This window comes from Catenuloplanes japonicus, assembly GCF_000717135.1.
GTDB classification, from domain to species: Bacteria; Actinomycetota; Actinomycetes; order Mycobacteriales; family Micromonosporaceae; genus Catenuloplanes; species Catenuloplanes japonicus.
In genome coordinates, this window is record NZ_JNXY01000023.1 from 86,457 (window position 1) to 112,246 (window position 25,790).

At 72.6% G+C, this 25,790-nt stretch carries 15 protein-coding genes; 12 read left to right on the forward strand and 3 right to left on the reverse strand.

Going from position 1 to position 25,790, the window contains the following annotated elements; genetic code table 11:
• The first annotated feature begins 240 nt into the window (after window positions 1-240).
• From OP04_RS28875 to OP04_RS28890, 4 genes are all read left to right on the forward strand, one after another.
• On the forward strand, window positions 241-573 hold the full coding sequence (locus OP04_RS28875) for a YciI family protein (RefSeq protein ID WP_033343075.1): 333 nt from the start codon (window positions 241-243) through the stop codon (window positions 571-573).
• A complete protein-coding gene (locus tag OP04_RS28880) occupies window positions 570-1,796 on the forward strand; it encodes an RNA polymerase sigma factor (RefSeq protein ID WP_033343017.1) in 1,227 nt (408 codons plus the stop codon). Before OP04_RS28875 ends, OP04_RS28880 begins: the two co-directional genes overlap by 4 nt.
• 109 nt (window positions 1,797-1,905) lie before the next feature.
• The gene (locus OP04_RS28885; protein ID WP_198154015.1) at window positions 1,906-11,307 is read left to right on the forward strand and encodes a hypothetical protein; all 9,402 of its coding nucleotides are present in this window, start codon (window positions 1,906-1,908) and stop codon (window positions 11,305-11,307) included.
• Between the two features lie 10 nt (window positions 11,308-11,317).
• Window positions 11,318-13,333, forward strand: a complete 2,016-nt coding sequence (locus OP04_RS28890; protein WP_033343019.1) for a hypothetical protein — start codon at window positions 11,318-11,320, stop codon at window positions 13,331-13,333.
• Window positions 13,334-13,339: 6 nt separating this feature from the next.
• Here OP04_RS28890 and OP04_RS28895 read toward each other — a convergent pair whose 3' ends face one another.
• Window positions 13,340-13,909, reverse strand: a complete 570-nt coding sequence (locus tag OP04_RS28895; RefSeq protein WP_033343020.1) for a TetR/AcrR family transcriptional regulator — start codon at window positions 13,907-13,909, stop codon at window positions 13,340-13,342.
• A gap of 65 nt (window positions 13,910-13,974) precedes the next feature.
• Here OP04_RS28895 and OP04_RS28900 point away from each other — a divergent pair, with 65 nt between their 5' ends.
• A complete protein-coding gene (locus tag OP04_RS28900) occupies window positions 13,975-15,063 on the forward strand; it encodes an FAD-dependent monooxygenase (RefSeq protein ID WP_051799280.1) in 1,089 nt (362 codons plus the stop codon).
• Between the two features lie 368 nt (window positions 15,064-15,431).
• Here the strand turns inward: OP04_RS28900 and OP04_RS28905 are convergent, their stop codons facing one another.
• Entirely contained in the window at window positions 15,432-18,113 is a 2,682-nt protein-coding gene (locus tag OP04_RS28905) for an AfsR/SARP family transcriptional regulator (protein ID WP_198154016.1), read from the reverse strand.
• Window positions 18,114-18,216: 103 nt separating this feature from the next.
• Here OP04_RS28905 and OP04_RS28910 point away from each other — a divergent pair, with 103 nt between their 5' ends.
• From OP04_RS28910 to OP04_RS28920, 4 genes are all read left to right on the forward strand, one after another.
• Window positions 18,217-18,891 (forward strand): hemerythrin domain-containing protein, encoded by a 675-nt coding sequence (locus OP04_RS28910; protein WP_033343021.1) that lies wholly within the window; start codon window positions 18,217-18,219, stop codon window positions 18,889-18,891.
• 216 nt (window positions 18,892-19,107) lie between these two features.
• Window positions 19,108-19,878 carry a hypothetical protein gene (locus tag OP04_RS28915; protein WP_157240502.1) on the forward strand — a complete coding sequence of 257 codons (771 nt, stop codon included), beginning with the start codon at window positions 19,108-19,110 and terminating at the stop codon, window positions 19,876-19,878.
• 136 nt (window positions 19,879-20,014) lie between these two features.
• Entirely contained in the window at window positions 20,015-20,161 is a 147-nt protein-coding gene (locus tag OP04_RS54860) for a hypothetical protein (RefSeq protein ID WP_198154017.1), read from the forward strand.
• A 51-nt stretch (window positions 20,162-20,212) separates the two neighbouring features.
• Window positions 20,213-20,839 (forward strand): TetR/AcrR family transcriptional regulator, encoded by a 627-nt coding sequence (locus OP04_RS28920; protein WP_051799281.1) that lies wholly within the window; start codon window positions 20,213-20,215, stop codon window positions 20,837-20,839.
• On the opposite strand, the gene OP04_RS28925 is transcribed toward OP04_RS28920, so the two are convergent.
• Complete coding sequence (locus OP04_RS28925) at window positions 20,831-22,213, reverse strand: ATP-binding protein (RefSeq protein ID WP_157240504.1); 1,383 nt, start codon at window positions 22,211-22,213, stop codon at window positions 20,831-20,833. The genes OP04_RS28920 and OP04_RS28925 overlap by 9 nt on opposite strands.
• Before the next feature lie 295 nt (window positions 22,214-22,508).
• Here OP04_RS28925 and OP04_RS28930 point away from each other — a divergent pair, with 295 nt between their 5' ends.
• The 3 genes from OP04_RS28930 to OP04_RS50240 are packed head-to-tail and all read left to right on the forward strand — an operon-like array spanning window position 22,509 to window position 25,790.
• A complete protein-coding gene (locus OP04_RS28930; RefSeq protein WP_033343023.1) occupies window positions 22,509-23,687 on the forward strand; it encodes an FAD/NAD(P)-binding protein in 1,179 nt (392 codons plus the stop codon).
• Window positions 23,674-24,198 carry a hypothetical protein gene (locus tag OP04_RS28935; protein WP_157240507.1) on the forward strand — a complete coding sequence of 175 codons (525 nt, stop codon included), beginning with the start codon at window positions 23,674-23,676 and terminating at the stop codon, window positions 24,196-24,198. The genes OP04_RS28930 and OP04_RS28935 overlap by 14 nt, the downstream gene beginning before the upstream one ends.
• Window positions 24,195-25,790, forward strand: coding sequence for a histidine phosphatase family protein (locus OP04_RS50240; protein ID WP_051799283.1), 1,596 nt, complete (start codon window positions 24,195-24,197; stop codon window positions 25,788-25,790). The genes OP04_RS28935 and OP04_RS50240 overlap by 4 nt, the downstream gene beginning before the upstream one ends.

Below are 25,790 nucleotides of genomic sequence, written 5' to 3' on the forward strand. Positions count from 1 at the left end.
GACTAAAGCTCGGCGACGCCGGCCCTGGTGATGTGCGCCGCCAGGTGTGCTGGAACAGCGAGATGTCGGCAAGGCCGCGGCCTTGCCGCACGATACGTCGACGTCGTCGGGCACGGAGCGCATCGTCGCGCGGGGACGCGTACCCAGGGAAAGATTTTGTGGGGTGGGGTGTCGGATCCTGGTGGGGGTGTTCGTTGGCAGGGTGAAAGATGCCTGAGGACGAGCAAGGAGATGGGTGCGATGCAGTATCTGCTTTCGGTGCTTCACGACACGTTTGAGCTGGCTCCGGCGGAGGAGATGGCGGCGATCGACGTGTTCAACGATCGGCTGCGGGCGGAGGGGCACTGGGTGTTCGCCGGTGGGCTGAACTGGCCGAGCACGGCCACGGTGATCGACAACCGCGGGGACGGGGAACCGCTGGTCACGGACGGGCCGTATGCGGAGACGAAGGAGTACCTGGCCGGGTTCTGGGTGATCGAGGCGCCGGATCTGGATGTGGCGCTCAAGCTCGGGGCGGAGGGGTCGCGCGCCTGCAACCGGCGGATCGAGGTCCGGCCGTTCTTCGGGGAGTGAGCGTCGCGGAGGCGATCGTCCGGGCCCACCGTGATGAGTGGGCCCGGATCGTCGCGGGGCTGACCAGGCGGTTCGGTGATCTGGACGTGGCGGAGGAGGCGGCGGCGGAGGCGTTCGCGGTCGCGGTGGAGCGGTGGCCGGGGGACGGTGTGCCGCCGAATCCGGCGGCCTGGCTGACCATGACGGCGAATCGGCGTGCGATCGATCGGCTGCGGCGCGAGAACAAGCGGGATGACAAGCAGAGAGAGGCGCAGATGGTGTACGACGACAGTCCGCCGGAGCCTCCCGGGCCGATCGACGACGAGCGCCTCCGGTTGATCTTCACCTGCTGTCACCCGGCGCTGGCGATGGAGGCCCGGATCGCGCTGACGCTACGCATGATCGGCGGGCTGACCGTGCCGGAGATCGCGCGCGCGTTCCTGGTGCAGGAAACCGCGATGGGGCAGCGGATCACGCGCGCGAAGGCCAAAATCAAGGCGGCGCGGATCCCCTATCGGGTGCCGGGCGCGACGGATCTGCCGGCGCGCGTGTCCGGCGTGCTGGCGGTGCTGTTCCTGGTGTTCAACGAGGGATACCTGGCGAGCGGGCCCGACAGCGATCCGGTGCGCGCGCATCTGACGGCGGAGGCGATCCGGCTGGCCCGGCTGATCCGGGTGCTGCTGCCGGAGGACGGCGAGGTGGCGGGGCTGCTGGCGTTGATGCTGCTCACCGAGGCGCGACGGACGGCGCGGGTGTCGGCGGGCGGTGAGCTGGTGACGCTGGACGAGCAGGACCGTGGCGCGTGGGATGCGGCGCTGATCGCGGAGGGGCACCGGCTGATGCGGGAGCGGCTGGCGTCGGGGGTGCCGCCGGGGCGCTATCAGATCCTGGCGGCGATCAATGCGGTGCACACGTCGGCGCGGGACGTGCGGGACACGGACTGGTCGCAGATCGTCGCGCTGTATGACCTGCTGGTGGGCCTTGATCCGTCGCCGGTGGTGGCGCTGAACCGGGCGGTGGCGGTGGCGGAGCTGGACGGTCCGGAGGTGGCGCTGGCGGCGGTCGATCGGCTGGAGGCGGGGCTGTCGGGGTATCACGCGTTCCACGCGACGCGCGCCGATCTGCTGCGGCGGCTGGGGCGGGGTGCGGAGTCGCGGGCGGCGTATGACCGGGCGATCGGGCTGGCGGGGAACAGCGCGGAGGTGGCGTATCTGTCGCGACGCCGGGATAGTCCGCCGGCGTGACATTCCGGTGATCTGATGAGATGGAATTGTTAACAAACTTACGGTGAACCGATCCTGACACTCGGTCGTCATCGGGGGTGCGGGTGGCCTACGTCACTCCGTTGCCCCGATGAGGGAGGGCGGTTTGGCCGGCACGCTGGTCTTCGACCCCGGGACACTCTGCCCGGACGGGCGGCTCATCCCGACCGGGAGCGGCGCGTACTTCCATCCGTACGGGATGGACGTGCCGATCGACCTGGTGGCGTTCGCCCACGCCATGCAGGCGCCGCGAGAGGCCGGGCCGGCGATCTTCCTGAGCCGGGACGCGCTGGCCGACCCGGACGCGCTGGCCGCGGTACGCCGGGTGATCGACGACCTGCCGGCGGACCAGACCGCGCGGATCGCCACGGTCCCCGGCGAACCGGACGCGCTGACGCTCTGGCTGGACGCGGCGGACAGCGTCGGCGTGCCGGTCAGCGTGCCGTACCGGCCGTGGATGGAGCCGTCCGCGCGGGTCGTGCGGGTGAACGAGGAGGGGCGCCCGGCGGCGGACGGCGCGTTCGCACGGGTGCTGCCGCGGGGCCTGGCCGCGACGCTCACACGCTGGCAGCCGGTGGGCCGGGCCGACGCGGTGGACCTGCTGCGCACGCAGTTCCCGGAGCTGAGCGGCCTCAACGCGGACCGCGATCCGGCCGCGGACGCGGGCTGGCTCACCAACTGCGTGATCTCCTCGATCGCGGCGGTGTCGCAGATGCTGGACCGGGGGCAGGCGTTCCGGGCCGTGCCGATGGTGGTCAGCGACGTGAGCATCCTGACGGCCGTGGTGGACGGCGGCACGATGCTGGACACCGACCGGATGGCGACGATCGCCGCCGCGCTGCCGGTACCCGGTGCGACCGGGCTGGTCGTCGTGGACGCGGAGCGCGGGCAGCCAGGTCACGTGTTCGTGGCGCGGCGGGTGACGGCGATCGCCGACCCGTCGGATCCGATGGACGGCGTCGCGTTCTACGACGCGCAGACGGACGCTCGCGCGGCGGCGCCACTGCGGCCGTCCCGGCTGCGGTTCGTCGGGATTCCGGGGACCGGGGTGGACGTGACGCCGATCGAGGCGGCGCCGCGGCGGACTCCGGCGGCGGTGCGCGATTCGCGGCCGGTCGATCCGGGCGCGGCGGACGTCGCGGGCATGCGGGATCCCGAGCAGTACGCGCGGCTGGCCGGGTTCGCGGCGCAGGCGCTGGCTCCGGTGGCCGGACCGGTGCCCGCTCCCCCGGCCCAGGTGGTCCCACCGGCGGGAGCGACGTCCGCCCGGCTGATGCAGCTGGCGGAGGCGGCCGCAGCCCGCGGTAGTGCGCTCGAGACGCAAGCCGCGCGGGCCGTGGAGGAGACCGCGGCGGCGCTGACGGCGCTGACCGACCACCAGCGGCTCATCACGGCCGCGCAGGACGCGAACGACCGGCTTCGCACCGCGACGGAAGCCCATCAGGCGCTGTTGCAGAGGTTGCCCGAGAATCTGCAGGAGCTGCGCGACCAGGTGGCGGCGCCGGACCGGGCGAACCGCAGGCTCGTTGACCTGCGACAGGACCTGGCCGCTGCCCACACCGCATGGCAGAACGCGCTGCAGCAGTTCGGCGCGAGCCAGGGGCCGGAGCCGGACAAGAGCGAGATCAACCGGATCAACGGGGAGATCGAAACAGTCGTCGGCGAGACGTCGCTGCGCGAGTTCAAGGCCAAGAACGCCCGGACTCGGCTGGCGCTGTTCACCGAGCTCGAGGCCGCGGCAGCTCTGGCGGAGGCGGAGCTGCGGGCGGCTCAGCAGGCCTACGAGAATCACCCGCTTCCGGCCGAGCTGGAGACGGTGCTCGACGGACTCCTCGGCCGGCTGACGGCAGCCCGGGAGGCCGAACGGGAGCTAACGGACCAGCACGCGGTGGCGGTCGCGGAGGACGCCGCGTTCCGGCCGCCGGAAGATCGGGACCTGACCCGGTTCGACGGGAGCGCGCACAGCTATCTGGGTGTACGGACCGAGGTGCTGATCGAGTCCGACGACGCGGACCACGTCCGGGACCTGGTCCGCCGGCACGTCGAGGCCGTCGCCGACGCGGAGCACCGGGACGCGCTGCGCGAGGAGGTCGACCGGATGACCACGCAGATCGCGCTGGTCGGCGACCTGGCCGGCGCGATCGGCACCTCCGGCAGCACGCGCGTGATCGGCACCGGCGCGCACGCGCTGCGGGTCACGCTGTGGGCCACGATGACCCGCGACAACCAGCCGGACGTGCTGCCGGACCACCCGACGTCGCCGATGATCCAGGCGGAGAGCCTCAAGTACCACGCGTCGTCGAACGTCTCCGGCCAGCAGTCGTCGAACTTCCGCGACGTGCCGGTGACGCTGCCGTGGTTCGTGCCGCTGACCAAGGGGCCGTTCCGGGTGCTCAACGTGGGCGGGACGGCGCGGTACACGGCCGGGCGGTCCACCCGGACGACGGCCGTGGACCTGGGCATGGGACAGGGCACGCTGGAACGGATGCGCGGGTCCGGGCACGCGCACTCGTACACGGTGGGGTGGAGGGCGTCGGTCGAGCCTGCCGCCGACCTGCCTACGGTGCGGGCCGCCCCGGCGGACGATCCGGTCCGCACGCCGGTGGTCGTGCATTTTCCCGACCACATCGCGGTGCCCCGGCCGCCGGCCGACCCCACCGCGCTGCCGAACGCCGAACAGCTGAGCCAGGCGATGATGTCGCTGGACTCGCTCCACGATCCGGGCTCGGTCGGCCCGGAGATCCTGCGCCGCCTGCCGGGGCTTGCCGGTAACGACGGCCTGCGGCTCGACCCGGACTCGCAGCGTGAGGTGCTGGAGTTCAGCGGCTTCGGCAACACGCACTCCAGCCTGCTCCGGCTGCGGCGCGAGGGTCTGCTGTCCAACCCGCTGCGAGACGTCGACGGGAACGAGATCGGTGTCCTGCGGCTGAAGGCGGTCCCGACCGAGGGCGTGGGGAGCCGGATCGTCACCCAGAGCACGTACAACACGATGGGCATCTATCACCAGGTCAAGATGCAGGAGCGGGGTACGGCCCGGTCGCGGTACGGCCTCGAGTTCGGCGGGAACCTGGGCGCCACCAAGATCTGGAAGCCGATCGAGCAGACCACGGCCGCCGGTACGTACGGCTGGATGGGTTTCTCGTTCGGCGGTGCGATCGGCCGGGCCGTCGTCCAGGGTACGAACACCGGCACCAGCTCGGACCTGGGCCGTGGCCTGCGGGCCGGCCGCGACACCGATGACACCTGGGACGGCAGGGTCAAGCGCGGCATGGTCGCCGACCTGGACATCCATTACACCCTTGAGCTGCTCACCCCGGGTGACAGCAGCAAGCGCGACGAATGGGACGGCCGGGCCATCAACCGGGCGGGCGCGCGGGTCCGGTACCTGCGGTACACGCCGACCGGCGCGTCGACGGCGCTGCATCCGCCGGCCGGGGTGGTGGACGGTGACGCGCCGGGCATGGTCGTCTACCAGAACCTGACGCTGTCCGCGCCGACCCGGGCCCCGGACCCGGACGACCCGAGCTTCCGGATGCCCGGTTCCTTCTTCCGGCCGGGCCCGCCGGTGAATGACGAGGAGCGGGGCGCCGCGGCGGTGGGCGTGGACGACTGGGTGCGGCAGAAGCTGATGGCCGAGGGCTATCTCGCCCGGGACGGTGCCGGCGACGAGACACAGGCGATCAACTTCCGCCGTTTCCTGGACACCAGCACGAGCTTCTACCGGGAGGCGTACGCGGACGAGCTGCGCGGCACCGGGCTCTGGGTGCCGTACGGGAAGCAGGGCACCGACCAGGTGTGGGTGCACTACACGGCGCGTCAGGTGGCCGGCGCGCCACCGGTCCACGGCGGCAGCACGCCCGAGCTGCGGATGAACGTCTCGGTGGACACGTTCATGCGGCGGGAGACGGTCCGGCAGCACGTCACCTCGAAGCGCGGGACCGCCGACCTGTCCGGCAACGTCCCGCTGGTCAAGGCGCCGGCCATCCCGGAGGGCCTGAAACCCGAGGACGTGCCGGAGTTCCTCGAGAAGAACATTCCCCCGCACGTGCTCAACACGGCCTCGATCAGCGGCACACCGATCGGGGTGGCGGCGGAGGACACGGTCAGCTCGATCAGCGGGCAGGCGCGGGCCCGGTCGGTGATCCTGTCCAGCAGCGCGGGCCAGCCGGTGCACAAGTTCACCGTCACCATGGACCTGAACGCGGAGATCTACCGGGCCGGCGCGGACACGCCGTTCGCCCGCTACCGGGTCGGCGACGGCCCCGGGCAGACGGCCACGGTCGAGGCGTGGATCCCGGACATGAGGGTGCTCGACCAGCCCCAGGTACGCGCTCCCCTCGCGCTGCGGGCGTTCGAGGACATCGATCGCATCGGGCTGGCGTCCGGGCCGACGCTGCCGAACCTGTCCGGCGTCAGCGGCGTACGCGGCTCCGCACGACTGAACAGCGAGTTCCATCGTCTGACCCACGGGATCTACGGCACCCGGTTCTTCCCCGGCCTGTTCGGCAACTCCCCGGGCAGCGAGGCGACGATGTCCGCGCAGGCCCGGCGGGTGTTCCTCAGTGAGGCCCGGCTGATCGCCGTGATCGACCAGGTCATGCGCGGGTCACACGTCACCGAGCAGCCGCTCGAGCCGGGCGCGGTCTCCGACGTGGAAGGGCGCAACGAGCTTCAGGGGTACGTGAGCGGCCTGCCACGCCTGCTGCCGGTGCGCGACGGCGCGAACCGGGACACCTACGTGGAGGACGGCACCCAGCTGCACGAGGGCCACGAGCTCGGTCATCAGCACGACGTCAACCGCACGAGCAGTGGCGGCGGCGGGCTCTCCGGCGCGCACGGCGCCGGCGGCGGGCAGGCGCGGGTGTCGCGGGGACGCGGGGAGGGCGACTCGAGAACCGCGCTCGGCGGCGACTACCGGGTCAACGACTACGAGTTGCCGGTGTACTCGATCGCGGTGCCGGTGACGTTCGTCGGCACCGCGACGTTCGGCGCGCGTAACCCGGTGCTGAGCGCCGCGTCCGCGGTCGGCCGGGACCCGGCGGAGTCCCGCAGGTTCGCGCTGGACGTGCCGGACGCGATCGAGGCTCTGGTGAGCATCAACGACCTGGCCACGATCTGGCACGAGCTGGAGCGGACCTGGCCGGCCGGGGACCAGCGCCCATTGCAGGTCGGGGACCGCGACGACCAGGGCCGGCCGGTCCGGACCTTCATCCGGAATCTGCCGGCCGACCTGCGCCAGGCGATCATCGATGCCAAGAACACGCTGTTCCCCGTGCCGGGCGCGGCGCCGCCGGCCGGCACCGAGGTCCGCTACCTGCCGCGCCGGATCTCGGCCCGGCAGGGCCTGGGCGACACGTCCGTGCTCGACGTCCGGCTGAACGACCCGGCGCGTGCGCTGTTCGACGACGCCGTGGCGGCGGTCACCCGCGAGCTGCCGGGCGTGCTGACGCCGGGCTCGGCCACCTACACGGCCGGCTTCTACGAGGCGATCAGCACGCTGACCTCGTCGATCGGCACGCGCACCGGCGTCCGCCGGTTCTTCAGCGCGGGCGACACCGACGCGCCGGTACGCCTGGGGCGGGTGTCCCAGGTGGTCGACACCGGCTACGGCCAGGTGGTGGCCGAGGTGGAGACGATCGCCCGGCCCGCGGCGCGCTACCGGGGCGCCCCGGCGACCGCACACCCGACCGAGCTCTACGGCACCCCGGTCGACGGCGCGGACCTGGAGGCCTACCACCTGTCGGGTACGCACCGGCAGCGCTCGCAGGGCCAGAGCCGGTCCAATCTGGACGGCGTGCTCACGGCGACCGCGCACCCGAGGCCGAAGCCGGACAAGAAGCTGCGGCTGACCGGCGGCACAGGGTCGGTCGAGGCGCGCCGGCAGCACCAGCGCGGCTTCACCCAGCGCGACCAGCAGGTCAACCGTCCCGCGGTGAAGTCCGCCGGCAACGTGGCCCGCGCCACCGTGCCGATGGAGGTCGCGGTGCGGGTCACGGTGACGCCGATGAAGGAGTGGCTGCCGTCGGTGGCTCTGCCGATATCGTTCGCGGGCGTCAGCGCGGCGTGGACCGCCGCCACCGGCCGTGCCGCCCCGGCGCCGGCACCGCGGTGGCGGCCGGCGAACGTGACGCTGGAGTTCCTCAGGGAGGACGGCACCAGGCAGCGGCTGGCCCCGCAGCCGCCGGCCGAGCAGGACCGCCTGCCGACCCTGTTCCGGCAGACCCCGGTACGCGCCGCCGCCACCGTGCTTCCCACCACCGCGCCGCCGGAGGCGTTCACGCGTGCGCCGGACGACGAACAGATGGTGCGTGCGGCCGGAGGGCGGACGCACTTCAGGGCGGACGAGATCGGCCGCTGGCAGCCGTTCGACGGCCTGAACGAGCGGTTCCGGGTCAACCGGTTCAGCGCCGCGCACGAGCTGGCCGACGCGGCCGCGGCCGTGCTGCCCACCGCCTACCTGCCGGACCTGCAGGACTTCCTGGACAGCGAGGTCGGCGGCGGCAACGCGTACGCGCTGACCAGCCGCGGCGGGGTACGGCACACGCTGCTGAACCACACCTGGGGCCTGGCGCACGAGCTGACGCTGGACATCAAGCCGGTCCGGGCGAGCCCGTGGCGCGTGTTGTCCGACCGGGTGCTCGACGAGCACGGCCGGGCGGTCCCGTTCACGCCCACCGAGCTCGCGCCGGCCGTGATGGAGTACTTCCCGATCTACGCGTCCGGCACCACCGCGTCCGCGAGCACGACGCAGCTCTTCAACCTGTCCCTCGCGCCGATGCAGTCGTTCCTCCGGCCCGTGGACGGAGGCGAGAAAGGCGGTCTCTCCCGCCGCGACGCCGACGGCGGCGGCTATTACTCGGTGCGCCCGGAGTACGGCGGCGCGCCCGGCAACCAGACGATCCTGAACGCGATCTACCCGGGCCTGTCCGTGGAGGGCGGCAAACGGATCAGCTCGGCCGCGGGCGTGTCGCACGCGGACCGGCGCGGCCAGCGCCTCGCCCCGGACAAGGACGGCGCACCGCAGGCCAAGGTCCCGCACGTGCTGCGCGAGCGGGACGTGCTGTACGAGGTCACCGGCACCACCCCGCGCGCGGTCGCCGAGATCGCCGACACGCTGACCGGTGCCGGCCGGACGCTCGGCGGGCTGGTGAGCAGCACGCTCGGCGCTATTCCCGGCCCGGTCGGGCGGGGCTTCGGCCGGGTGGGCCGGGGAATCGCCACCGCCTTCGAGAAGGTGGCCGGTCTGGCCAGACGCGTCCACGAGTCGGACACGGTGACGTCGACCGTGTACGTGGCGGCCACCGTGCAGGTGCGCATCCCGCTGTCCGACCTGCGGTCCTCGCACGAGGTGCCGGCGGGCCGGTTCCTGGGCAGCGACAACACCACCGAGGCGGACCACCGCGCGGCCCGGGAGGTGCCGGTGTTGCCCGGGTGGGTCGCGCTGATCGGCCGGGGCGCGACGACCGGCGCCGGGCCGCGGGTGGGCGGGCGCACCACCGCCATGATCCGGCGGGAACTGGACTCGCTCCCGGCCGACCGGGGGGTGGCGCTGATCGGCGACGACCATCGGGTCGCGGCGCAGCGGCTGGCCGAGGCCACCGGCCGCTGGGTGCTCGCCCAGGTACGGCAGCACGGCGACGAGGACGGCAAGCACGGATTCCAGCGCGCGATGAGCGAGGTGTCCGGCTGGGCGCTCTACCACGGCCGGGACGTGACGGAGCTGCCTGACCGGAACTTCGCCGACGCCTGGTCCCGGGCGGTGCAGATCGCCGGCACCGTGCCCGCGGCGGCCGTCACCGACGACGAGCGGCTGGCGAGCGGCGCGGCCGGACCGGACATGTCGGACTGGGAGCCGGTGGGCACGCAGCGGGACGTGGACCTGCTGCTGGAGCGCTTCCCGCGGCTGCGCGACATCAACGGGCCGGGCGGGACCACGAACTGCGTGCTGGCGACGATCGCGGCCGTCTCCCAGATGCGTGAGCCCGGCCGCCGCTACCAGGCCCTGCCGTCGGTCGCGACCGAGGTGTCCCTGCTGCCCTCCTGGGCCGGCAGCCCGATGCTGGACGTCGGCGGGACCGCGACCGTGGCGGCCGCGCTCCGCGAGACCGGCGCGACCGGCACGGTGATCGCGGCCGGCGGACCGGGCCGGCAGAGCCACGTCTTCCTGGCCACGCGTGTCGCGCCGGCCCGCGCCGGGCACGGCCCGCACGACGGTGTCGCGTTCTACGATCCGCAGACCGGTGCGCGGGCACGTGCGCCCCGTCCCGGCCCCGGCGTGCGGCTGCGGTTCATGGGCATCCCCGGCACCGGCGTGGACACCTCGCCGATCACCGGTGCGGTGTCCGCACCGGATGCCGGACTGGACCGGCAGGTGCACACGCTCGGCGACTTCACCGGCGCGGACGCGCAAAAGACACTGCACCGGATCCAGCACGCGGTACGCGGCGCGGCCGGCGGCCCGGTCGTGGCGATCCACCTCGGTGGCAGCCAGGAGGCCGCGCTCGACGCGGTCGCCCGGCTCGACCGGACGCTGCGCGGCCACGCGTGGCTGGGCGAGACCCCGATCGTGGCCGCGACGCTCGGCACCCGGGTCACGCGCGACGCGTTCGCCGAGGTCGTCCGCGCCTGGAACGTGCCGGTCGTGCAGGAGGGCATGGACGTCTTCTCCCGGGTGTGGCGGGCCACCTGGTCCGGTGCCGAGGCCGCGGCACCGCATCCGGAGATGTTCGCGGTCGCGCCGCCGGAACCGGCACCCGGCCTGCGGCAGATCCGCCCGCTGGCCGAGTGGCTCACCCGCCCGGACTGGGCCGCGGCAGAGGCGTACCAGCGGGAACACGATGTGGCGCTGCGGACCGGTGACGTCCTGGACCAGCTGCGGGCGATCGTCGAGCGGTACCCGGACGACCCGCGACTGCCCGGCTTCCTGACCGCGCTGTCGATGGCGGACCGGGCCGGCGGGGTGCCGGAGACCCGGCTGACGCCCGCGGCCGTGTCGTTCCTGGAGGTCGAGCCGGCCTACGACGCGGCCGTGCACGGCCCGGCACCGGCCACGTTCGTCTACGACTACCTGACCTCCGCCGGTGGCGCGCGCCGCGACCGGTTCCGGATGGACGGTCTGCTCTTCCAGCTGATGGTGGCCGGTCAGCTCACCCCCGGGGAGACCACGTCGCTGGCCCGGACCGCCGCCGTGAACGCGCTGGACCGGGCCAACGCGCGGATCTTCGAGGTGGTCGCGGACCTGATGCTGGCGCCCGGCGCCCGACTGCTCGACGACGCGGCCGCGCTGCTGGGCGAGCTCACCGCGCGGGTGGGCCGGGTGACCGGCGTACGGCCGGGGACGCTCCGGGAGGACTGCCTCGACCCGATCGACCGGACCGCCTGGGTGGGCCGGCTGGACTTCCTCCGCGACCGGCTCCGGGCGTCGCCGGATCCGGTCGAACGCGAGCGCGCCGCGGTCCTCGACGCGATCACCTACACGCTGTCCAACTGCTGAACGGACCCGCATGGAACTGTCTCTCTCGCCGCGGCACCAGGCCGCGATCTGCGTCGACCACGTCCTGCCGACCCGCAGCGGCGTCCACGTCCACACCGAGCCGATCTCGGCCCGCAACACCGATCCGCGGGTACGCCGGCTGGCCACGATGCCCGGCCGGGCCGGGCACACCTACGTGTCGTTCGGTGCGGAGATCGACGCGGGGCTGGCCGGCGCGGACGGCCCGCGCGGCAACCGCGGCCGCGCCGTGCTGTTCCAGTACCTGCGCGGCCTGCCCGCCGAGGCCGCGGACCGGGTCGTGCTCCGGCCGCTGGACCCGCACGGCCTGACGCTGCTCCAGGCCGCGGCGCGCGCCGACCTCGCCGGCCTGCCGATCGAGATCGCCCGCGCGGACCTGCGGCCGTCACCGGCGGGCGAGCCGCCGATCGCCCCGGCCCGGCTGATCGGTCTCACCGCCGCCTGGGAGCTGACCACGGTCGCGGACGCGGAGATCCTCTGGGTCACGCCGGCCCGGCACCGGGCGACCGGGGCGTATGCCGAGGCGGGCCCGGAGGCGCTGGCCGCGGTGCTGACCATGCCGTACCCACCGGCGCGGGTGGTCCTCGACGGCGACGGCGGCGTGCGCCTGGGGCTGCCCGCCGCGCTCGCCGCCCACGCGCACGGCGTCGCGCTGGCCGGGTTGCGCCGCCCGCTCGACGCCCGCGACCTGCCGGAGACGGCCGGTGTGCCGGTCGCGGGCTACGGTGACCTGCTGGCGGCGCTGGACCGGCCGGGGGCCCGCGCGTTCGTGACGGCCGGTGACGCGGTCCTGCTCGCGGTCCACGACCACACCGGGCTGTCCGTGCTGGACCCGGCCACCGGCGGCGCCGCGCTCCTGCCGGCCGCCCCGGACCGGATCACGCTCCACCCGGTCGAGGACGGCACGGACCTGACCGCCTGGATCGGCGAGATCGCGGCCCGCCGGCCGGGCGGCACGCGGCTGCGCCCGATCCGGCACGTCGCCGGCGTCCACCCGATCCCGCTCGGCGACACCGGGCGCACGGTCGACGTGGTGGGCCGCGCCGGCGCGCTGACCAGCGGTTTCCTGACCCGGATCGCGGCCGCGGCGTCCGCGGTGGACGCGCCGGTGGTGCTGATCGCCACGGACCGGCCGTCCGCGCCGCCGTCGCCGGGTCAGCTCCATCGGCTGGAGTGGCTGCTCTTCCAGCACCAGCGCAACCAGCGGGCGGGCGGTCCGGCGCCGATCGTGGTGGTCCGCGGCGACCCGCCGCCCGCGGTCACCGCGCTGCTGGACCGCTACGACTTCGCGACCGTCCAGCAGCCGCGTGCCGCGCTCGGCTCCGGCGGGTTCGGCCTGAACCTGGACAACCCGTGGGTGGCCCGGGACCCGGGCGGGCGGCAGGTCGCGCCGCCGTCGCCGGCCGTGACCGGCGATCTCCTGACCGCGGTGGCACGTGCCGGTCGCACCCGGGCGCCACGGCCGGTGGAGGTGGACGAGCGGCTCGCCGATCTGCTGTCCACGCCGCTGGACGACGTGGCCGCGATCCGGGACATCCTGGCCGCGCACGGCTCAGCCCTGAGAACGCTCTCGGTCACCGGGCTGGCCACGCAGCCGGACCTGTTCGCCGGGTGGGCCGCGATCCTGCGCATCGACGGGCGCGGTGACGCGGGGCTGGCCGAGGCCGCCTACGACTACCTCGGGGCCGGGAAGTCGGCGCTCTCGGCCGTACCGTCGCTGCTGGAAAGGGGTGCCGAGACCCGGGGTGAGGGCCTGGCCGACCTGATCGACCTGACGAAGGGGCCGCTGGACGACGGGGCCGGCCGGGCGATCCTGGGCGCGATCACGGCCGGTGTCGAGGGGGCGCCGCTGGAGGAGGTACAGCGCGTGATCCACCAGCATTCGGCCTACCTGCCGCGCAGCGGGCGCACCGGGTGGATCCGTGAGCTGCAGGATCTGAGCCGTCGCAGCCCGCAGCATCGCGCGCTCTTCGAGCAGGTGGCGATCTTCGTGGAGACCTGCCCGTGACGTGCGTCAGCCGGAGGTGACGGTCGGGCACAGCTCGTGCACGGCCCGCGTGATCATGGGCTCCAGCGCCTCCGGCGGCCCCGGGAACGACAGCTGGTGCAGGAGCAGGCCGTCGACGTAGTCGAGGAGCGCGGCACACTCGCGGTCCGGGTCGGCCGAGCCGATCGCGCGCAGCCGGTCGGACGCCCAGGTCCGCAGCTCCTGGGCTGACACGGCGAGCGGCGCGCGCAGCTCGGGGCGCAGTGCGGCCTCGACGAACAGTGCGTAGCGCGCCACGGTCACCGCGCGTTCCGGCCCGAGCGCGCGCCGGACGTAGCCGGTCAGCGCGGCCGCGAGCCCATCCGCGGACGTGGGCTGCACGAATCCGGCGATCGCCTGCCAGGCCGCCCGGTCCCGCGCGACGAAGCGGGCGACGACGGCGCTCACCAGCGCGTCGCGGGTCTTGAAGTAATTCGTCGCGGAGCCGGCCGGCATCGAGGCGGCCGCGTCGACGGCCCGGTGTGTCAGCGCGCGTGTCCCCTGCGTGCCGAGGACGTCGATGGCGGCGTCGAGGAGTTGCTCTTGACGGGACGGCACGCGCCCAGCCTAGCCGATCACTACGGGCGTAGTAAATCAACTACAGATGTTGTACGGTCGAGAGCATGACGAGACACGCGGTGATCATCGGTGGCGGCATCGGCGGGCTGACGGCGGCGATCGCGCTGCGCGGCGACGGCCGGCGGGTCACGGTCCACGAACGGGATGCGGCGCCGCCGGTCACCGGCACCGCGCTCGGGATGTGGCCGTCCGCGCTGCGCGCGCTGGACACGATCGGCGTCGGCGACGAGGTGCGAGCCGTCGGCAGACCGCAGCGGGCCGGCGCGTTCCTGCGGCCGGACGGCTCCCGCATCGTCACGCTCGACATGGACCGGCTGCGGCGGCGCACCGGCGACGACGTGCACCTGATCTCCCGCCCCGCGCTGCTCGGCATCCTGCACCGGGCCGCCGCACGGGCCGGGGCGGAGCTGCGCGCGGGCGAGACGGCCGACGCCGACGTCGACGCGGAGCTGGTGGTGGCCGCGGACGGCGTCTTCAGCCGTACCCGCGAGAAGATCTTCGGGGTGTCGGCGCGCTTCTCCGGCGGGACCGCGTGGCGCGGCGTCGTCGACGACAGGCCGACCGACACGTTCGCGGAGGTGTGGGGGCGCGGGATCAAGTTCGGCGTGACACCGCAGGAGGGCGGGCGGACCAACTGGTTCGCCACCGCACCCGCGCCCGAGCGCAGCTTCAGCCCCGGGCGGGAGGTCGCGGCGCTGCGACGACTGTTCGGCGGATGGGCCGATCCGGTGCGCGGCGTCCTGGAGGCACTCGACGAGCGGACCGTGCTGCGCCACGACGTGTACGTCACGCCGCCACTGCCGTCCTTCGTGCACGGACGCGTCGCGCTGATCGGCGACGCAGCGCACGCGATGACGCCGGACCTCGGCCGCGGCGCCTGCGAGGCCATCATCGACGCGGTCACGCTCGCCGCTTGCGTTCGCACACACCCGACAATCCAGACCGGCCTCACGGGGTACGACCGGGAGCGCCGCCCGATCACCCAGCGCCTGGCCCGGGTGGCCGGCCTGGCCGCGCGGATGACCCGGGTGCGACACGCGCTGCCGGTCCGCGACCAGCTGCTGCGCGCGAGTCTGCTGGCCGGGCCGCCCGATCCGGCCGGCGTCCACAGCTCCTCCACAAGCGCTGCCTGACAAACCGGTTCTCACGCCGTCGCGGCGTACCCGTGGCGGCAGCTCCGGGCGGACACTGTCGGTCGGTGAGCCGGGAATCCTGGTCGGCACGATGTGATCGTGCGCGCATGAAGGTTCTGATCCTGACCCTCGGCACCCGTGGCGACGTGCAGCCGAACGCCGCGCGGCGCGTTCCGGGGCGGTGTTCCGGCTCTGCGCGACGGGCCGGGCGGGATCACCGGGCGTGGACGTCACGGACATGATCGGATGGTCCGATACCGATGCGCATCGAGACGCGCCTCGGCAGGAGAGGGTGCCGACGTTGCGCGGGCCGTGGACCGGCTCGCCCCGGATCCTGGCCACATGCCCGAACCGCCAGGTTGCAACCGTCAGACAGCGCGCCCCGGTGCGGTGAGGACGGTGACGGCGTCATCGAGTGTCGGCGGCTGTGCGGCCGGGGCGCCTTCGTACCAGCCGTCCGGCACGATCGGCTGGAGGTAGGTGCCGGCCGGGCGGATGCCGCTGCGCGCCTGGTGAGAATGGACGACGTCGCGGAGCAGCGCGGCGCCGGCCGCATCCCCGGCCGCGTCCAGGGCCAGGGCCCCGTTGTGCAGGACGGCCAGCTGGTTGCTCAGGTCGCCTTCGTCGAGGAAGCGCCGCAGCGAGTTCCGCAGCAGCGGCAGCGCTTCGCCGTCCCCTGCGTCGACCAGGGTCTGGGCCAGCATGAGCTCGCTGAGCGCTGCCGTCCAGACCCGCCCGGAGGCGTCGGCGAGGTGCACGGCGGCCCGCAACCGGTGCCGGCCTTCGGCGATCCGGCCGGCCATGACCAGGGCGGCGCCCCACGCCATTTCGGTGGCCGCGATCAGCCAGGAGGTCTGCGTCTCGGTGGCGATGGCGTGCGCCTCGGCCGACGCGGTCAGCGCGATCGCCGGATCGCCTCCCGGCAGCTGGACCAGAGCCTGGTAGTAGCGGACCTCGGCGAGCAGGCTGCGATGCCCCGGTTCCGGGCCCACCGCCAGGAACGCCTCGGACAGGATGCGCCGCGCCGTGGTGACGTCGCCGGTGAAGTACAACAGGCCCGCCGACGAGGCCTGGGCCCGCACGATGTCGCCGAGCGGGGCGTCCGGCGCGGCGGCCAGGGCGGCGGCCAGCATCCGGCCACCCTCCGCGAGCAGGCCACTACGGATCCAGAACCACATGAGCCGCGCGGCCGTACGCAAGGCCTCGACCGGGGCATGCGTCAGGTCGTGCGCGAGGCCCGCGCGAAGGTTCGGCAACTCCAGACGGAGCATCGCCATCGTGGCCGCGGACCGGACGCCCTGCAGATCGCCCGCAGCCCGGACGACCAGCTCGCGGACCCAGGCGGCGTGGGCGGCCCGGGTCGCCGCCGGATCTCCGTCCACGGACCGGCAGTACGCCCGGATCGTCTCCAGCATCCGGTAGCGCGCCGTGCCGCCGCCGGTCTCGGCAGTGACCACGGACTGTTCGACCAGCGAGACGAGCGCGCCGAGCCCGGCAGCGGCCACGGCCTCCAGGGGAAAGCCACCCTCGTACGGCCAGAGCCGCACCGCGAGGCCACGCTCGTCACCGGAGAGAAGCTCGAAGCTCCAGGCGACGGCCTCCTGCAACGTCGCGTGCGGGGTCATCGTGCCGTGCGGGATCCGGCCCAGCACGGTGAATCGGTCGTCCAGATGTTCGATCAGTGCCCGCACCCCGAGGGTCCGTACCCGCGCCGCCGCCAGTTCCAGGGCCAGTGGCAGCCGGTCCAGCGCGTCGGCGAGACGACGCAGATCCCGGCGGTCGGCGTCCTGCTCCGACCAGCCGGGCTGGCCCGCGCGGATGCGATCGATCAGCAACGTCACGGCATCCTCGACAGCCAGTGTCCCGAGCGGCAGGGTGTGCTCACCGTCGGCGCCGAGCGGGCTGCGGCTCGTGGCCACCACCCGCAACGCGGGAATCCGATCGAGCAGATCGACGACGAGCCGGGCCACCTCACCGGCGAGGTGCTCGCAGTTGTCGAGCACCAGGGGTCCTCCGCGCAGGCGCAGCCGCTTGATCAGCGCGTCGTACGGGTCCTCCGCGAACCCGGTGATGCCGGCCCCCGCGGCGACCGCCGAGACCAGGTGGGCGGGATCGGCCACGTCGGCAAGCCGGACGACGGCGTCACGCCCGGCCCACTCCACGGCCAGGCGGGTCTTGCCCGACCCGGCCGGCCCGACGACGGTGACGAGCCGATGTGTGCCGACGAGACGGTCCAGCAGGGCCAGATCGGCGTCACGACCGATGAACGACGACAGCGGACGATCACCGGGCGTCGCGGCCGTGACGCCGATGTCCGCCAGGGTCGGGTCCTGCGTCAGGATCCGGCCTTCGAGCTGCCGCAACTCCGGTCCGAGGTCGACACCCAGCTCCTCGGCCAGCAGGGTCCGGACCCGGCGTACCGAGTTCAGGGCCTCGGCCTGACGTCCCGCACGGTAGAGCGCCAGCGCCAGCAGCTGCCAACGGCGTTCGCGGTACGGAGCGGCGTGCACCAGAAGCTCGAGCATGGCCACCGTGCCGGTGTGGTCGCCGGTGGCCAGCAGCGCCGCGACGCCCTCCTCCTGGGCGCTGTCGCGCTCTTCCACCAGGGCGGCGCGGACCGCGGTCGTCGACTCGTCATCGGCCAGATCCTCGTACGGGATCCCGCGCCACCACCGCAGCGCCGCGTCGAAGGCCTCGTGCGCCTCGGCGCAGCGGCCACCGGCCGCCAACGCACGGGCGCGGACGAGGTGGCCGCGAAACCGCTCGACGTCGGTGTCGGCGCCGAGGAGCCGGTAGCCACCGGCGGATCGCTGCAACGCCGTGCCCGGAAGTACCCGCCGCAGCCGGGAGACGTACACCTGCAGGGCGCCTCCGGGATCGCGTGGCCGGCGGTCACCCCAGAGTCCCTCAGCCAAGCTGTCCGCCGGGACCGGCCGCCCTTCCGCGGCGATCAGCATCGCCAGCAGCCTGCGGGGCAGCCTGCCACCGACATCGACCGGCTGATCGCCCGAACGGACCTCCAACGCACCCAGCACCGCAAACGTCAGCACCGCACCATGTAAGCCGATGCCACCGACGGCGGCAAACGGCGCGTCCGCCGCGCCGTATCCCTGTTGTAGGCGGTTTGCAAGGTACGGCGTCGAAGCTGCTTCCATGCACAACGAGAAGATGGCCGACAGCCGCGACATGATCGGCGCGCACGACGCCATGCGGCGGGAGTTCAGCGCTCTACCCGGGCTGATCGCCGGCGTGCCGGCGCGTGACGAGAACGGCACCGCCGTGGTCGCCGGTCACGTCCTGATGATGGTCGGCTTCCTGCACGCCCATCACACCAGCGAGGACGACCACGTGTGGCCACGGCTGCGGGAGCGTTGCCCCGATGACATCGCACCGCTCATCGAGACGATGGACCGGCAGCACGCCTTCATCCATGGAGAGCTCGAGGCGCTCACCGCAGGCGGCCGGCGTTGGCGGGCCTCCGCCGACGCCACCGACCGGGATGCCGTCGCCGTCGTCGCGGAGCGCCTGCTGCCGGCGCTGTACGAGCATCTGGCGCTGGAGGAGGAGCAGATCCTGCCGCTCATCGATCGCCACCTGACCGAACGCGAATGGAAGGCGACCGTCGAGGCGTCCTTCGGCAAGGTGACCTTCGCGCAGCGTCTGCTGATGATGGGCATGGCCCTGCACGGAGCGAGCGAGGAGCAGGCCCGGCTCCTGCGCGCCGCAGTGCCCGCCGTCGTCTGGCATGCCGGTCGCCCGATCGGGACCCGGCTCTATCGCAGCCACCGTGCGCGCCTGGCCTCCGCGAGCCGGGGTCCAGGTCGCTGATCCTCGACGACGTGCTCACGTACGAGCTGCTGCCGGCCCGCAGGGACGGCCTGACACCACGGAGTGGACAACAGTGACGGTCGCGGTGCCTGACCACGGTTGCACCCGCCTGCCAACCGGTGCTGCACGATCGTCCGGGCAGGTCACGGCTCATCCGCCACGTCGGCGATCGACGCCGCAGGTGACGTCGTTCCGGGCTGCTCCTAGGATCTCGCCGTGACTGTTCAACCGGTGGAAGATCCCGCTCGTGACATGGTCCCGGCCGGCGACCGCCCGCCCGCCCAGCCGATTCCGATGACCGCCCGGACAGCGGCGGTGCTCCTCGGGCTCGCGATGGAGGCGGCCGGCGTCTGGGCCGTCTTCCGCTCCACCAACCAGGTCGGCACCGGCGTGCTCCTGATCATCGGCGCGGGGCTGCTCCTGCTGGGGATCCAGGGGACCCCGCTCAGCCGCATCACACACGGTGAGAGCAGTGTGGAATTCGCCCTGCTGGAGCAGCAGGCCGCGTCGATCGCCGATCGTGCGATCAGGGAGCAGCCGCCGGAGGTGGCGGTCGCCGTCGCCGAGGCCGTCGCGTCCATGGCCCCGTCCTCCCGGCTCCGGCACTCCGCACAGACCGCTTACGCGGATGCGGTACTGGAGGCGATCGAGCGAGTTGGCGGCTCCATCGAACGGCGCTGGCCCGCCCGGCCGGGCCTGCACGGTGTGGATGCCCGGGTGCGGGTCGGCAACGGGGTCGTCAACGTGAGGATCAAGAGCCGGATGGGGACGGCGATCGGGCTCCGTGACGTACAGCGGGCCGCAGACCAGGCCCGCGACTCCGGGCTCGACGGTGGATTCCTCCTCGTGACCAACCTGCCGGTGCTGCCCGGAACCGACCCGTCGGCCGCCGCCGCGGCCGAGACCGGAAGTGGCGTCTCCGTCCAATGGGAGGGCGCACGCGACGACGACGGTCTTCACGCGGCACTCCACCGCAACGCCGTGTAGATCCCGGGCCGTCGGCCTGGCCGAGGCCGGCGGTCGCGGGCTGCCCGGTCGAGGGACTGGTCCTCGGCAGCGGCGCGGCGTCCAGGATTGTCCAGGATTGTGGCACCCGTCCGGGAGGGAAAGGGATTCTGCGGGCATGAAACGAATCCCCGCATTCTGGAGCGTCGCCTACGATTCCCGGCGCCCGGTTCCCGTCCGGCTACTGGCCCGCGCCGTCGTGCACATGATCAGCTTCTTCACCAGGCTGGCCGTATCGGATCATCGCCCGTTCGTCAGCCTCTGACACGCGCACCGACGTCTTGGAACGCAGCCCTGAGCCTGGCACAGTATAGACGTGCCTGATATCAAGCACTTCGATCCGGACGCCGCCTTGGAGACGATCGTCCGCCTGTTCTGGCGGGACGGGGTGGTCTCCACCGGCGTTCAGGACATCGTGGATGCGACGGGTGTCAGCCGGTCGAGTCTGTATGCGACGTTCGGTGACAAGCAGGCGCTCTACGTCACCGCTCTGCGCAGTTACCTGCAGAAGCGGTCCGTGCCCAATTTCGACCGGCTGGCCGCGGACGGCCGGGGCCTTCCCGCCGTCCGCGAGTTCTTCGTGCGGCTCATCGCGGTGCGGTCCACCGGTGAATTCGCCCGATGGGGTTGCCTGGCCTCCAACGCGCAGGCTGCCGGGGACATCGAGGACGTACACGTCAGGGAGATTCTGGACAGCCACCACGAGCGGCTGCAGAGGGCATTGCTGGCGGCGCTCACCGACGCCGATCGTCTCGGGCAGCTGTCCGGTGCTCTCACGCCGGCGGACGCGGCCGGCGTGCTGGCGCTGATGGCCTACGGCATCAACGTGCGCTCACGCGCCGGTGCGGATCCGCAGGAGCTGGATGCCATGGTGGACGGTGTCCTGCTCATGCTCGGCGGGCCCCGGCCAGCGGCACTCCTCGATGCCGCCGGCTCAGCATGAGAGCGCCGTCTGCCTCAGGCCGGAAGCCACCGGACGAGCCGGCCTGGTGGCCTGGTGCCGATCGAGGCGCTGACGGGCCCGCAGCGTCCAGCTGAACGGCTCGTCGAGGCGCAGGCGCTCCTCCGCATACCGGCGCGCCAGTGGATGCAGGTCGTACCGGCCGGCTCCGTCGGTGTGCAGCAGATGCCGGGCCACGAGTTCGTCGAGTCCAACCCTGACCGGCGTCAGGCGCAGATCGGTGAGCGCGGCGACGGATGAGGCACCGAATCCGGGCCCGGGATACAGGGCCAGCACGCGGAGCAGCCGGCGCAGGTCAGCCGGCAGCTCACGGTCGGCGCGAGCGAGACTGGCACGGACCCCGCCTTCCATCGCGATGTCGATGACGGCCTCGGCGGAGTAGTCGTCCGGATGCCAGTGCGGGTGCTGCCGGATGTGCTCCGCGACGGCTGCGAGGCCCAGCGGCAGCCCGCCCAGGGTGTCGTTGATCCGGCCGACCGCGTCGGGATGCGGATCATCGCCAGTCACGGCGTGCATCAGGTCTCGCGCCTCGCCTCGGGAGAACGGCGGCAACGACACGGTGTGAATGCCCGGAAGCCCATCGAGGCCGCGCCGTGCGGTGATGATGGCCCTGGTGTCGGGCGTCCGCGGCAACAGGTCGCGGACGTGTTCGGCGTCCGTGGCGTCATCCAGCACCACCATGGCGCCGGTGCCGGACACCGTCCGCTGATACAGGGCGGCCCGCGCGTGAAGCGAGTGGGGTATGGATTCGGCGGGGATGCCCAGCAGCCGGAGGAACTCCGCGAGGACCGCGTCCGGTGCTGCCGGAGGTCCGTCGTGGAGGCCGCGGAGGTGCGCGAAGAGGACTCGCCGCCTGCCGCCTGCCGCGTCGAGCACCTGCCGGCCGAGCTGGACCGCGGCGGTGGTCTTGCCGGCGCCGGGCATCCCCGTGAAGAGCACGGCCTGGTGCGCGCCGGGCAACGCCCATTGACCGGCTCGCCGCCGAGATATCTGGCCAGGTATGTCAACCGGGATCCGGTGGTCTATTCTCACGCGTTCCGAGGCCTGCGCGTCCTGCATGATTGTGCGCAAAACGCCGATCCATTGGGTGGCGGTGTTCTCGTCATCGGCGAGAACGTTTATCACCGCCGCCAGGAGGTCGAGATTCGGCCGCCGCCTGCCGGTCAGGAAGCAGTTGCCGACGGTCGACCGGGCCGGTAGTTCCGTATCGGGTCGTCCTGCGGCCCGCCAGAGCCGGCAGACGTCACGCGCGATCTGCGTGATGGATGGGTTGCCAGACCATAACTTGAGCAGGCGTAGAGCGACGATGAAGTCGTCGATGGTCCGAGCCTGCCTCGGATCGGGCGGGTGCAGCACAGTCCGGTCCTCCCCCGTGGAGCGCCATGGACAGAAGTCACCCCAATCCTGGAACGACCAATTCAGGATCCCGCCCGCATTCGCCGATGTCAAGGCAATAACCGCCGCCGTCAAATATGAATGCATCCAGGAACGTCCATGATCTGCACGCTCGGTCGCTCTTTCGTCCGACGCTGTGCAACGGCTCGAACGCATTCCCCGACGTGTTTGTTGCGCAAAGGTTACGGCGTCATTAATCACGTCCGGTAGTGCGGGCCGAAGGCGTCGATCCATCCATCTCGACGGAGGACAGGCCATGCATGCGTACCACGATCAACCCAGGAGGCGGACCGTCGTCGTCGGCGGCGGGTTCTCCGGCACGCTGACCGCGACCAGGCTGCTTCAGTTCGCCGACACACCGATGGAGATCTGCCTGCTCGAACGGGACGACGGCTCCCGGTACGGCGGGATCGCGTTCGGCGAGACCGGCACCACCTGGGACCACATGCTCAACATCCAGGCCGGGCGGATCACCTTCGGGCGGGAACGGCCGGAGGACTTCCTGGAGTGGGCAAACGAGGAGGCCGACCGCACCGGCTGGCCGCAGCGCTGGAAGTACCACGTCTTCGGCGTCAGCTGCGTCGTTCCCCGCCGCATCTACGGCCAGTACCTGAAGGAGCGGCTGCACGGCGCGGCCGCCGACGCGCAGCCGGGCGTCGAGCTGACGCTGCTGCACGGCGAGGCGATCGACCTTACGCCGCGCGGCGACGGATTCGTCCTCAAGTACACACCGGCCGATCCGGAGGCCACGGCGGCCACGCTGAACGCCGACCACGTGGTGCTGGCCACCGGGCACCTCGAACCGGTGTACCGGCCGTTCTACCACCGCGTACAGGGCTCGGCCCGGTTCGTGGCCGACCCGTACGCGGCCGGTGCCCGCGCCGTGTTCGACGCCCTCGACCCGGACGCGCCGGTGCTGATCGTCGGTTCCGCCCTGTCCGCCTTCGACACCGTGGTGTCGCTGGTCGGCGCCGGGCACCGAGGCCAGATCACGATCGTCTCGCGGGGCGGGCACATGCACGGCACATACCCGGCGGACCACCAGCACGACATCTGGTCGGTACGCCGCCCACCGTTCCTGGACGACGAGACGCTCACCGCCGGCTCCGTCGTCGCCGGCGTCCGTGCCGAGTACCTGCACCTGCGCGAGACCGCCGGCGTCGGCTGCGACGAGGGCGTGTTCGCCGAACGGGTGATGAAGGCCTGGGAGCCGTACGTCATCGAGCTGCTGCAACGCCTCCCGCCCGGCGACGTGCGGATGCTGCTCGCGGGTGCGGCACCCGCTGTGGAGCCGCCTGGTGGGACGGCACCGGCTGGCGGTTCCCCAGGAGCGCACCTTCCGCGGTGTGGAGGTCGGCGAACATGGTCAGCTCGTCGACGCCGACGGCCACCCTGCGGAGAACCTCTATTGCGTGGGCCCGATGCGCCAGGGTGACGAGACCACCCGGCGCGGACGGCTGGGTGCGTTCGTGTTCAGCATCGGCACGCTGCGCAACCAGTGCTTCGACACCGCCCTGGAGTTGCTGCGCCGGGTCCGGCACGAGGGCGAGGCCGACTACGGCGCGGTCGCGGAGGGCGCGCACCGGGATCTCGGGCACGGCGTCGACCGGCTCGCCGGCCGTCTCGGCATCGAGAGCGAGGAACAGATCAAGGACATCCGGGCGTACGCCGAGGGCACGCTGATCCCGTCGTTGCGGACCTACCTGACCTCGAGGACGGGTTCGGACCGCGCCAAACACCGGCAGGCGATCCAGGACGACCTCGACGCGCTCACCGCCACGCTCACGGCGCAGGGCATCGACCCGGCCCGCGCGCGCCGGGCGGCGACGCTGATGTCCGTGCTGGTCGAGCGGCACGTCGCCTACACCATGTGCGACATCACCCAGCTGGCCGAGTGGCGCTCGCAGTACGCCACACAGGTCCGCCCGTCCCGGGAGGTGGCATGACCGAGTTGTTCGAGAATCTGTACCTGGTCCGCCACGGCGAGTCCACCTGCAACTCCGTGCACCGCATCGCCGGTACCCGGGACGCGCCGCTGACCTTCCTCGGCCGGGCACAGGCACGCCAGGCCGCCGATGACGGGCGGCGGACCGGATTCGACCGGATCTACGTCTCACCGCTGGCCCGCGCGTCCGAGACCGCGGACATCATCTTCGGCGCCGACGCCGCTACGGACCCGCGGATCGTGCTCGACGAACGGCTGATGGAGCGGGACTTCGGCAGCTACACGTTGCAGTGCAAGGCCATCCTGCAGCGCCGGCACGGCGTGGCCGAGTACGAGCGGGCGATGAACGGCGACAGCGACACCATGACCGGCGGGCAGACCGCGGCGGAGTTCGCCGGCCGGGTCCGCGAATTCTACGACGAGGAGCTGCTGCCCGCGCTGCGGCGGGGCGAGACCGTCTGCGTGGTCTCGCACAAGTACGTGGTGGAGCTGATCTGCCGCTTCATCCTCGGCCGTACCGAAGCCGACGCCTTCGATCTGCGACTGCCCAACTCGCAACTGCTGCACGGCGACCGCATCCACCGGTACGTGCGCACGGAGAACCGGCACCGGAACATGCTCTACGACTGGATCGTCGTCAACCATCCGCTGGTCTTCTGCCTGGGCCTGGCGGCGGGCCTGCTCGGGAATCTGGCCGGGCTGCGGTTCTCAGCCTCGCCGTACCTGCTGCTGGCTCTGCTCGTCGCGGCCAGCGTGATCACCATGTGCCGGATCGAGCTGGAACGGGCCCGCGAGTTCCTCACCGATCCCGGAATCATCCGCACGACGGTGGTCCGCTATCTCGGCCTGCCGGTCCTGGCCGCCGGCGTGGTGGCCTGGCTCGGCCCGGAGCAGCACCGCACGGCCGCGATCGTGGCCGTCTTCCTCGCCACGCCGAGCTCGGTGGTGGCGATGACGGTCAGCCGATGCCTGGGCGGCATGATCATGCCCGCGTTCGCGCACGTACTGCTCTCCTCGCTCGCCGCCGCGGCCGGCTTCGGCGTGGTGCTGGCCGTGACGGTCCCGGACGACGCAGTCCGGGCGGTCGCCATCGCGGCGTCCGCGGCGACCGGCATCGTGGTCGTGGCCTATCTGCTGGTCCGGCAGCTGCGGTTACGGGCGCCGATCCGGACCGCGAAGTTCGGCGAACGCAACGCGTACGTGGCCGTGCTGATCCTGACCGCGTTCATCGTGCTGGTCTCGCTGCGCATCGAGCTGGGCAGCTTCGTCGAGTACGGTCCGGTCGCGATCGGGATCGCGGTCGGGCTGCGCCTGCTCGCGATGCTGCTGCGCCGCCGCAATCACCTGCAGGCACTCGACGACTACCTCGCCATGACGTACCCGAACGTCTTCGTGATCGTGGTCGTCGCGGCGCTGACCGGCGACTCGCCGCTGGAGCACGTGGCGATCTGGTGCCTGCTGCCGATGTTCGCGCTGTCCTGGTTCGACAGCCGGTACGCCACGTCGCTGGTCGCCGACGGCGACGATCCACGCTGGAGCGAGGCCCTGCACATCCCGGCGACCGGGCCCGGTGCCCGGTCGGCCCTGCGGTGA

What these genes read in the sequence shown, in the direction of transcription:
- OP04_RS28875 (WP_033343075.1), top strand. Translation starts at nt 241, where the DNA reads ATGCAGTATCTGCTTTCGGTGCTTCACGACACGTTTGAGCTGGCTCCG.
- OP04_RS28885 (WP_198154015.1), top strand. Translation starts at nt 1,906, where the DNA reads ATGAGGGAGGGCGGTTTGGCCGGCACGCTGGTCTTCGACCCCGGGACA.
- OP04_RS28890 (WP_033343019.1), top strand. Translation starts at nt 11,318, where the DNA reads ATGGAACTGTCTCTCTCGCCGCGGCACCAGGCCGCGATCTGCGTCGAC.
- OP04_RS28900 (WP_051799280.1), top strand. Translation starts at nt 13,975, where the DNA reads ATGACGAGACACGCGGTGATCATCGGTGGCGGCATCGGCGGGCTGACG.
- OP04_RS28910 (WP_033343021.1), top strand. Translation starts at nt 18,217, where the DNA reads ATGCACAACGAGAAGATGGCCGACAGCCGCGACATGATCGGCGCGCAC.
- OP04_RS54860 (WP_198154017.1), top strand. Translation starts at nt 20,015, where the DNA reads ATGAAACGAATCCCCGCATTCTGGAGCGTCGCCTACGATTCCCGGCGC.
- OP04_RS28930 (WP_033343023.1), top strand. Translation starts at nt 22,509, where the DNA reads ATGCATGCGTACCACGATCAACCCAGGAGGCGGACCGTCGTCGTCGGC.
- OP04_RS28935 (WP_157240507.1), top strand. Translation starts at nt 23,674, where the DNA reads ATGCGCCAGGGTGACGAGACCACCCGGCGCGGACGGCTGGGTGCGTTC.
- OP04_RS50240 (WP_051799283.1), top strand. Translation starts at nt 24,195, where the DNA reads ATGACCGAGTTGTTCGAGAATCTGTACCTGGTCCGCCACGGCGAGTCC.